At 60.1% G+C, this 8,069-nt stretch carries 11 protein-coding genes and 2 riboswitches; of the genes, 7 read left to right on the forward strand and 4 right to left on the reverse strand.

Annotated elements, in window-relative coordinates; genetic code table 11:
• Together AC6RA8_RS18655 and AC6RA8_RS18660 are read right to left on the reverse strand one after the other, a co-directional pair.
• On the reverse strand, positions 1 to 535 hold a 535-nt coding region (locus tag AC6RA8_RS18655; protein WP_500354767.1), incomplete at its 3' end, for a DMT family transporter.
• Between the two features lie 43 nt (positions 536 to 578).
• Positions 579 to 971, reverse strand: coding sequence for a DM13 domain-containing protein (locus AC6RA8_RS18660; RefSeq protein ID WP_500354769.1), 393 nt, complete (start codon positions 969 to 971; stop codon positions 579 to 581).
• A 138-nt stretch (positions 972 to 1,109) separates the two neighbouring features.
• Here AC6RA8_RS18660 and AC6RA8_RS18665 point away from each other — a divergent pair, with 138 nt between their 5' ends.
• Positions 1,110 to 1,691 carry a TetR/AcrR family transcriptional regulator gene (locus AC6RA8_RS18665; RefSeq protein WP_500354771.1) on the forward strand — a complete coding sequence of 194 codons (582 nt, stop codon included), beginning with the start codon at positions 1,110 to 1,112 and terminating at the stop codon, positions 1,689 to 1,691.
• Here AC6RA8_RS18665 and aroC read toward each other — a convergent pair.
• Positions 1,688 to 2,788: a chorismate synthase gene (gene aroC, locus AC6RA8_RS18670; protein ID WP_500354773.1), complete on the reverse strand. Its 1,101-nt coding sequence runs from the start codon at positions 2,786 to 2,788 to the stop codon at positions 1,688 to 1,690. The two genes, AC6RA8_RS18665 and aroC, sit on opposite strands and share 4 nt — an antisense overlap.
• 248 nt (positions 2,789 to 3,036) lie before the next feature.
• Here aroC and AC6RA8_RS18675 point away from each other — a divergent pair, with 248 nt between their 5' ends.
• The 4 genes from AC6RA8_RS18675 (at position 3,037) to AC6RA8_RS18690 (ending at position 6,542) form a co-directional block, all read left to right on the forward strand.
• A complete protein-coding gene (locus AC6RA8_RS18675; protein WP_500354775.1) occupies positions 3,037 to 3,162 on the forward strand; it encodes an SEC-C metal-binding domain-containing protein in 126 nt (41 codons plus the stop codon).
• 56 nt (positions 3,163 to 3,218) lie between these two features.
• Positions 3,219 to 3,318, forward strand: a riboswitch (TPP riboswitch).
• Positions 3,319 to 3,356: 38 nt separating this feature from the next.
• A complete protein-coding gene (locus AC6RA8_RS18680; protein ID WP_500354777.1) occupies positions 3,357 to 4,337 on the forward strand; it encodes a thiamine ABC transporter substrate-binding protein in 981 nt (326 codons plus the stop codon).
• Positions 4,313 to 5,860, forward strand: a complete 1,548-nt coding sequence (locus tag AC6RA8_RS18685) for a thiamine/thiamine pyrophosphate ABC transporter permease ThiP (protein WP_500354779.1) — start codon at positions 4,313 to 4,315, stop codon at positions 5,858 to 5,860. Before AC6RA8_RS18680 ends, AC6RA8_RS18685 begins: the two co-directional genes overlap by 25 nt.
• The gene (locus AC6RA8_RS18690; protein WP_500354785.1) at positions 5,847 to 6,542 is read left to right on the forward strand and encodes a thiamine ABC transporter ATP-binding protein; all 696 of its coding nucleotides are present in this window, start codon (positions 5,847 to 5,849) and stop codon (positions 6,540 to 6,542) included. Before AC6RA8_RS18685 ends, AC6RA8_RS18690 begins: the two co-directional genes overlap by 14 nt.
• Here the strand turns inward: AC6RA8_RS18690 and AC6RA8_RS18695 are convergent.
• Positions 6,531 to 6,971, reverse strand: coding sequence for a 6,7-dimethyl-8-ribityllumazine synthase (locus AC6RA8_RS18695; protein ID WP_500354781.1), 441 nt, complete (start codon positions 6,969 to 6,971; stop codon positions 6,531 to 6,533). The genes AC6RA8_RS18690 and AC6RA8_RS18695 overlap by 12 nt on opposite strands.
• Positions 6,972 to 7,050: 79 nt before the next feature.
• Positions 7,051 to 7,193, reverse strand: a riboswitch (FMN riboswitch).
• Between the two features lie 61 nt (positions 7,194 to 7,254).
• Between AC6RA8_RS18695 and AC6RA8_RS18700 the strand changes: the two genes are divergently transcribed.
• The gene (locus AC6RA8_RS18700) at positions 7,255 to 7,869 is read left to right on the forward strand and encodes an FMN-binding negative transcriptional regulator (RefSeq protein WP_500354783.1); all 615 of its coding nucleotides are present in this window, start codon (positions 7,255 to 7,257) and stop codon (positions 7,867 to 7,869) included.
• A 42-nt stretch (positions 7,870 to 7,911) separates the two neighbouring features.
• Positions 7,912 to 8,069: glutathione S-transferase N-terminal domain-containing protein (locus AC6RA8_RS18705; RefSeq protein ID WP_500354786.1), on the forward strand; the 158-nt coding region annotated here is incomplete at its 3' end.

The following is an 8,069-nucleotide window of genomic DNA, read 5'->3' on the forward strand; positions in this document are numbered from 1 at the left end:
TTTGCACCAACGCGCGCAGGATGGATGCGCCCAAAACCATGAGGGCACCGAGAGTGCCTGCTGCACCGGCTGCACCGGGATCAATCGACAGGCGTGGCCAGATCACGATCATGACGCCCACCAGTCCAAGAGCGACGGCCGAGATACGGAAAAGGCGCACCTTTTCGCCCAGCATAATCGCGGCCAGGATGACCGTGAACATCGGCGTGGCATAACCAATTGCGGTGACTTCTGGCAGTGGCAACAGAGCCAAACCGCCAAAGGTAAGGGCCATGGCTGTTGTTCCGAACAACCCGCGCCAGATGTGGCCGGTCAGGTTCTTCGGTGTCAAAGCCTCGCGCATTTCTCCGGTGTTCCAGATCCACGCGACGATGATGGGCATGGCAAACAAGGACCGGAAGAATACGGCCTGGCCTGCGGGCACGCTTTGGGTCGCCACCTTGATCATGGCCGCCATGACCATGAACAAAAACACCGCCATCAGCTTCAAGGCGATGGCGGTGCCGGGTTTGTTCTGAGTTGTGGGAGCTTTCATTTCCCCCGATCCTTGTCGGGTCGGGAGAGGAATGGCAAGCCGATCAGTTCAGTTTGGCGACACCAAGCGGAACACTGAACTTTTCACACCAGATGTAGACTTCGTTGAACTCGGGCACATCCACGCCTGCTGGAACGACAAAGGATTGTGCGCCGGTCAGGTTGCCCAGCACGCCCGAGTCGGTGTTGCCGTTGTAAAAGCCGTCTTTGCCAAGGCCAACGCGCGGGTCAGGTGCGCCATCGAGGCTGAAGTCATCACCCAGTACAATGGTGTGGCTGCCGTCTGCGTTCTTGATAACTTCGACCGCGCCGGTTGTGATGTGGTCCGATGCGCCTGTGAATGTCCCGGTCGAGATGGTTTCGGCAGATGCGGGTGCGGCGGCAAAGCCGAGTACGATCGCGAGGGTCAGGGCAAATGATTTAATGAAGTTATACATGTCACTCTCCGTTTTGGACTGATTGGTTCCTAATTGAGGGATAGCATTTGGAACTGAACGGTACAAAACACAAAAGCGTGAGTTCTGGACTATTTGGTTCCGAATGCTATATTGAGGCTCAGATATCGGAGATTTCACATGGCACGCCCCAGATCCTTTGACACAGATGACGCGCTTGAAAAGGCGATGCACGTCTTTTGGGAGCGTGGCTATGAGGGCGCATCACTGCCGGACTTGCTGGATGGCATGGGGCTGACGCGGGGAAGCCTCTACAAGGCGTTTACTGACAAGAAGACACTCTTTCTGAAAGTGTTGGAGCGGTATGAAACCCAAGCTGTGGAAGCAGGTGTTGCGATGCTGAGCGATCCAGCCGTTCCCAACGGCGCCGAACGCATCATGGCGATGTTCAAGGGTTCGTACCAAAACGTGGTTGAGGGAGACGCGCGGGGTTGCCTGTTGTGCACAGCTGCCGCCGGGCCCTGCAACTATGATGAAGAAATTGCCAAATCTGTCTCACGCGGGTTGGGCACATTGCGCGATGGTATTTACGTGGCGCTGGGCGCGTCACCCCGACATGCGACATTAAGCGAAGCCGAACGCGGTGCTTTGGCCGATATGGTTCTTGCGCAATATGTGGGTCTGCGCACCATGGCGCGCGCGCGGATTGATCACGACACGCTGCATAATATCGTCCGCTCAGTTGGTGTGATGCTGGCCTAGCCGATGGGGCCGCGCACGCCGCCCGTCTGACCGCGATCGAGCAGCAGGTGATCGAGGATCACGCAGGCCATCATCGCCTCGCCCACAGGGACGGCACGGATGCCGACACATGGGTCATGACGGCCCTTGGTGATGATTTCGGCCTCTTCACCCGATTTGGTGATCGTCTTGCGGGTTTGCAGGATGGACGAGGTTGGTTTGACGGCGAAGCGTACAACGATGTCTTGCCCGGTCGAGATGCCGCCGAGGATGCCGCCTGCGTGGTTGGATGAATATTCGGGGCCATCAGGTCCCATCGATATTTCGTCTGCGTTCAGTTCGCCTGTCAGCATGGCGGCGGACATGCCTTCGCCGATCTCGACCCCTTTGACGGCGTTGATGCTCATCATCCCGGCGGCCAGATCAGTGTCTAACTTGCCATAAACCGGCGCGCCGAGGCCTGCCGGTACGCCCCGCGCAACGACTTCGATCACGGCACCAACGGATGAGCCGGACTTGCGCAGACCGTCTAGGTAGTCGGCCCAAGTCTCCGCCGCTTGCGCATCGGGCACCCAGAACGGGTTCTGATCGATCTGGCCCCAATCGAACTGTGCGCGGTCGATTTCATGGGCGCCCATACGGGTCATGTAGCCCTTGATTTCGATCCCCGGCACCAAAGTGTCGAGAGCCGCGCGCGCGAGGCCACCAGCAGCCACACGTGCTGCCGTTTCGCGAGCTGAAGAACGGCCACCACCGCGATAGTCGCGGATGCCATATTTCTGCCAGTAGGTGATATCGGCGTGGCCGGGGCGGAACTTTTCCGCGATGTCGCCGTAATCTTTGGAGCGCTGATCCGTGTTCTCGATCATCAGTTGGACAGGCGTGCCGGTGGTCTTGCCCTCGAACACACCAGACAGGATTTTCACTGCATCGGGTTCGCGCCGCTGGGTCGTGTACTTGTTTTGGCCCGGCTTGCGCTTGTCCAGCCAGTGCTGAAGCATCGCCTCGTCCACCTCGATGCCCGGAGGGCACCCGTCAACAGTTGCGCCAAGCGCCGGTCCGTGGCTTTCGCCCCACGTGGTCACGCGGAAGAGATGGCCAAAACTATTGATCGACATGGGACTGCTCCGACAAGGTTCACGGGGACATACGCCGCGCAGGATGCGATGCCAAGTCCGTTGAAAACCTGTTGTTTTGAACGCTGCAACATTCTAACAGGGCGATCCACGCAAAACCGATGGAGGCTGACATGGCAAAACGCATTGATCCTCAGGACCGCCCCTCCTTTCGAGGTGATCTCTAAACGCAGACGTTCGTTCCCGTCCGAGACCCGGGTCAAGACCGGTGATCGCATGGTGCATGGGCGATGTGGAACTTCGCGAAAAGCTTTGGTCGCAATGATCCTTGCCCGTGCGGATCAGGCAAACGGTTCAAACGCTGCTGCCTACGCAGTGGACGCTATGACGGCAGTTGGCGGGACCACTACTTTTAGAGAACGTGACTGAATTGCGAGGGCGCTTGCCACTTGGCGAGTGCCCTCCTATACCTGCGCTCACCTCGGGGTGTCCGTAAGGGCTGAGATGCATAAAGCGAACCCGTTGAACCTGAACCGGTTAACACCGGCGGAGGGAAGGTTTGGCTTATCCCAAGATCCTTATCCCGCCGCCTCTCTGATTGGAGGATGCGATGAAATACGCTTTGACCTTGGCCGCTGCGCTGGGTGCTACGACGGCGCTGGCCGACACCCCTGTTCTGACTGTTTATGCAGGTGACTATTTTACGTCCGAGTGGGGTCCCGGCCCAACGCTCGAAACGGAGTTTGAAAAGATCTGCGCGTGCGATCTGGAGTGGTCCACGGGTGACCTGGTCCCGCGGCTGTTGCTGGAAGGCGAACGGACCAAGGCGGATGTTGTGATTGGCCTGACGTCGGACGTGACGGCCAAGGCACGCGCAACCGGCCTGTTTGCGCCGCATGGGCAGGATAACTCTGCCCTGACGTTACCCATTGAGTGGACCGATGATATATTCCTACCGTTCAACTATGGCCACACGGCGTTCATTTACAACGAAACGACCATGGACGCGCCGCCTGCGAGCTTTGAGGAATTGTTGGCGCTTCCCGATGACGTGAAGATCGTCATTCAGGACCCGCGCACGTCTATTTCCGGCTTGGCCCTCGTGCTGTGGGTGCAGTCGGTCTATGGCGACCGCTCGGCAGAGGTTTGGGAATCGCTGTCCGACAACATCCTGACTGTGACCAAGGACTGGTCAGCCTCCTATGGCCTCTTCACCGATGGCGAGGCGGACATGGTGCTGAGCTACACCACCTCGCCCGCATACCACATGTTTGCCGAAGAGGATTTCACCAAGAAGGCGGCGATCTTCCCCGAAGGTCACTATTTTATGGTCGAAACCGTGGGCAAGATTGCCGGAACGGATCAGCCTGAACTGGCGGATCAATTCCTGGCCTTTGTGATGTCGCGCGACTTCCAGACCATCATTCCAACCGCCAACTGGTCGCTGCCATCGGCATTGCCGCAAGCGGATTGGCCCGAAGGTTGGTCGGAACTGCCGCTGCCGGAGAAGGTTTTGTTCTACTCGGAAACCGAAGCGGCGGACCTGCAAGCGGACGCGATTGAGACATGGCGCGCCGCGCTCAGCCAGTAAGACCTTGGGTTGGCATCATCGCGGCGGCCTTTGTCGTCGCGGTGGTGATTGCCGCCTTTGTCGGCATCAGCCAGCGGATTGAAGCCACCACTGGCCTGCGCGCTGCGGAATGGCAGGCGGTCCGTTTTACCGTTTGGCAGGCATTTCTCTCAGCGCTGATTTCCGTGTTGTCGGCTGTACCGGTGGCGCGTGCGTTGGCGCGGCGGCGGTTGCCCGGCCATACCCTGTTGGTGACCTTGCTGGGCGCGCCGTTCATCTTGCCGGTGATTGTCGCAGTGCTGGGGTTGCTTGCCATCTTTGGACGCAATGGCTGGCTAAACACGGGGCTTGGCCTGTTGGGATTGCCAGACGTGTCGATCTATGGAGCGCATGGTGTTGTTCTGGCCCATGTGTTCTTCAACATGCCGCTGGCAACGCGCCTGATCCTGCAGGGCTGGCAGTCAGTTCCGGCTGAGCAGTTTCGCATGGTGGGGCAGCTTGGCCTGTCGCCACGCATGGTGTTTCGCATCATCGAATGGCCAATCCTGCAGCAGGTGGTTCCGGGGGCTTTTGCCCTGATCTTTGTCATTTGTCTGACCAGTTTTGCGGTGGCGCTGACCCTTGGGGGTGGGCCGCGGGCGACGACGATCGAGCTTGCCATCTATCAGGCGTTCAAATTTGATTTCGACCTTGGGCGCGCGGCGGTGCTGAGCCTGCTGCAACTGGCCGTCGCGGGCGCTGCAGCGGTGCTGGCCCTTTGGATATTGCCGCCCATCGCCCTACAAACCGGGCGCGACCGGGCGGTGCGGCGGTGGGATACGCCAAGCCCGTGGGGGGACGCGTTCTGGATCACGCTCGCCGCCGGATTCCTGTTGTTGCCGCTTCTGTCTATCGCGCTGTCTGGTCTTGTCGGTCTGTCTTACATGCCCCTTTCCGTACTGAGTGCGACATGGACGACGATCTGGGTCGCTTGTGTCAGCACCGTTGTTTTGCTGGTCCTAGCGCTGCCGATGGCGGCGTGGTTGGCGCAGGTCAAGTGGGGCGGGGCAGAGGCGTTGACGTTGTTGGGCCTCGTCGCGTCGCCTCTGATGATCGGGACGGGATGGTTCATCTTAATCTATCCTTATGTGTCGCCCACGGCGTTTGCTTTGCCCGTGACCGCTTTGATCAATGCGATGATGGCGTTGCCCTTTGCGGTGCGCATCCTGCTGCCACCGATGCGGCAGGTGATCACAGACTATGGCCGTTTGACCATGGGCGTCGGTCTGCGTGGCATGGCCTTGTGGCGTATTGTTCTGGTGCCGCGGCTGCGTCCGCAGATCGGGTTTGCGGCCGGGTTGACCGCAGCGTTGAGCGTTGGGGACCTTGGGGTGGTTGCGTTGTTCGCGGACCCGGATGTGGCAACGTTGCCGCTGCAAATGTACCGGTTGATGGGTGCCTATCGGACCGAGGCGGCATCGGGCGCGGCGTTGGTTCTGGTGGCGTTGGCGTTCGGGATGTTCTGGATATGTGATGCGTGGGGGCGACGGCATGTTGCGGGTTGAGGGGCTGCAGATCACGCAGGGGGATTTTGCCCTGAGCGCGGAGTTCGACGTGGCGCGGGGACACAGGGTCGCCGTGATCGGGCCATCAGGAGCGGGTAAGTCCACTCTGCTGAATGCTTTGGGTGGGTATATCGACATTGCCGCTGGGCGGATCGAGGTGGATGGGCAGGACGTGACCCACGCACCGCCTGACCGGCGCGGCATCGCGATGCTTTTTCAGGACGGGAACCTGTTTCCGCACCTGACCTTGGCGCAGAATGTCGGGCTTGGCATACGGCCTGCGTTGCGGTTGGGCGCAGCCGAAATGGTGCGGGTCATGGATGCGCTGGGTCGGGTTGGGTTGCGTGACTTCGCGGATCGGAAACCCGGCGACGTGTCAGGCGGACAGCAAAGCCGGGCCGCACTGGCGCGGGTGTTGGTGCAGGCCAAGCCTTTGCTTTTGCTGGATGAACCCTTTGCTGCCTTGGGCCCTGCGCTGCGTGCGGAGATGCTGGATCTGACGTCGGAAGTGGCGCGGGATGCCGGGGCGACGGTTCTGATGATCACCCACGCGCCCGAGGACGCGGAGCGATCGGCGGATGATCTGATCTTTGTCGATGCGGGCCGGGCAGAGGCGCCCCGGGCCGTGGCCGAAATTATGGCCGATCCGCCCGAAGCGCTGCGTGCCTATCTAGGCCGCTGAGCGCAGGCATTGCCGCGTATCCACGATGCCAAGCGCGGCTTGGGCTGCTTCGCGTCCCTTGAGCACAAAGTGATCAGCGTAGATGCCCATGTGATGCGGGGTTTCCTGGAAATGGTGGGGTGTGAGCGAGACCGACAGGATCGGCACGCCGGTTTTCAGGCCCACCTGCATCAGTCCATCGACCACGGCAGACGCGACGAAGTCGTGGCGGTAAATGCCGCCATCAACCACCAGGGCCGCGCAGGCGATGGCGTGATACTGCCCTGTTTCCGCAAGTGTTTGAGCCATCAGGGGCATTTCAAATGCACCAGGCACGTCGAAGACATCCACTTGATTTGATGCGATAATTTCGGTGAAACCTTGCAAAGCCTGATCGACAATGGCGGCGTGCCACTGGGCTTTGACAAAGGCGAAGCGGGTGTGTGTCATATCAATCTCCTTTGGTTCAGACACGTCACCCAAGGCGATTGCGCACAGCGCCAAATGCACCCGTTTGGGCGCTGGCGATGCACGTTCTCTTTCATCCGGACTGTAACCGTCGGCTCAGGCCTTTCACCTGATCTGCTGGACCCCCGCGGTGCGGGGCGCTCGTGGGCTCCTGCTTGCGCAGATACCACCGGTGGGGAATTTCACCCCGCCCTGAGAACAGCGTCAGGTTGCCAAGTGACGCCACCCAAGGCAAGAGGAACGCGACGTATCACGGACCAGGCCCATGCACCCGAACCCGATCTTTCATACCGAGACTGATGACCGGAACATCGCCTGCGCGCGCGAACGTGCCTTTGGCGTGTTGGCCGTGAACGGGGAAGACGGGCCGATGATGTCGCACATCCCTTTTCTGATTGATGAACCGGGCGCGCTGCTCGACCTGCATCTTGTCCGGTCGAACCCGATTGCGCGGGCCTTGAAAGCACCGATGAAGGCCAAGATCGCCGTGAGCGGGGCGGACGGATACATCTCGCCCGACTGGTATGGTGTGGATGATCAGGTGCCCACGTGGAACTACATCGCCGTCCATCTGACAGGTACGCTCGAGCGGCTGCCGCAGGAGCAGATGCGCGACATGCTGGATCGGCAGTCAAAGCATTTTGAGGATCAGTTGCTGCCCAAGGCGCCTTGGAAGACCGACAAGATGACGCCCGAGGTGCTGGACAAAATGATGCGCCAGATTGTGCCGTGTCGCATGACCATCGAAGCCGTCGATGGCACCTGGAAGCTGAACCAGAACAAGCCGGATGAGGTGCGTTTGCGTGCCGCAAATCATGTGGATGCTTATGGCATGGGGCAGGAGACGCGCATCCTTGCTGCCCTGATGCGCGGGGCCTAGGCTGCGCGCGAACTCACACGGAGAATCGCGATGAAGCTGTTGATGGCGGGGCCAAGCCCCTTTGTGCGTAAGGTTCTGGTTTTGCTGCATGAAACAGGGCAGGCGAACGATGTTGAAACCGTGCAGGTGACGGCGGCGCCGGGTGGCGCTGATGCGACGCTGAAGGCGGCCAACCCGGTGGGCAAGATCCCGGCCTTGGT

The organism is Tateyamaria sp. (genome assembly GCF_059783535.1).

Excerpts from the sequence above, each read along its gene's own strand:
- AC6RA8_RS18660 (WP_500354769.1), bottom strand. The coding sequence starts at position 971 with ATGTATAACTTCATTAAATCATTTGCCCTGACCCTCGCGATCGTACTC.
- AC6RA8_RS18665 (WP_500354771.1), top strand. The coding sequence starts at position 1,110 with ATGGCACGCCCCAGATCCTTTGACACAGATGACGCGCTTGAAAAGGCG.
- aroC (WP_500354773.1), bottom strand. The coding sequence starts at position 2,788 with ATGTCGATCAATAGTTTTGGCCATCTCTTCCGCGTGACCACGTGGGGC.
- AC6RA8_RS18675 (WP_500354775.1), top strand. The coding sequence starts at position 3,037 with ATGTGGAACTTCGCGAAAAGCTTTGGTCGCAATGATCCTTGCCCGTGC.
- AC6RA8_RS18680 (WP_500354777.1), top strand. The coding sequence starts at position 3,357 with ATGAAATACGCTTTGACCTTGGCCGCTGCGCTGGGTGCTACGACGGCG.
- AC6RA8_RS18685 (WP_500354779.1), top strand. The coding sequence starts at position 4,313 with ATGGCGCGCCGCGCTCAGCCAGTAAGACCTTGGGTTGGCATCATCGCG.
- AC6RA8_RS18690 (WP_500354785.1), top strand. The coding sequence starts at position 5,847 with ATGTTGCGGGTTGAGGGGCTGCAGATCACGCAGGGGGATTTTGCCCTG.
- AC6RA8_RS18695 (WP_500354781.1), bottom strand. The coding sequence starts at position 6,971 with ATGACACACACCCGCTTCGCCTTTGTCAAAGCCCAGTGGCACGCCGCC.
- AC6RA8_RS18700 (WP_500354783.1), top strand. The coding sequence starts at position 7,255 with ATGCACCCGAACCCGATCTTTCATACCGAGACTGATGACCGGAACATC.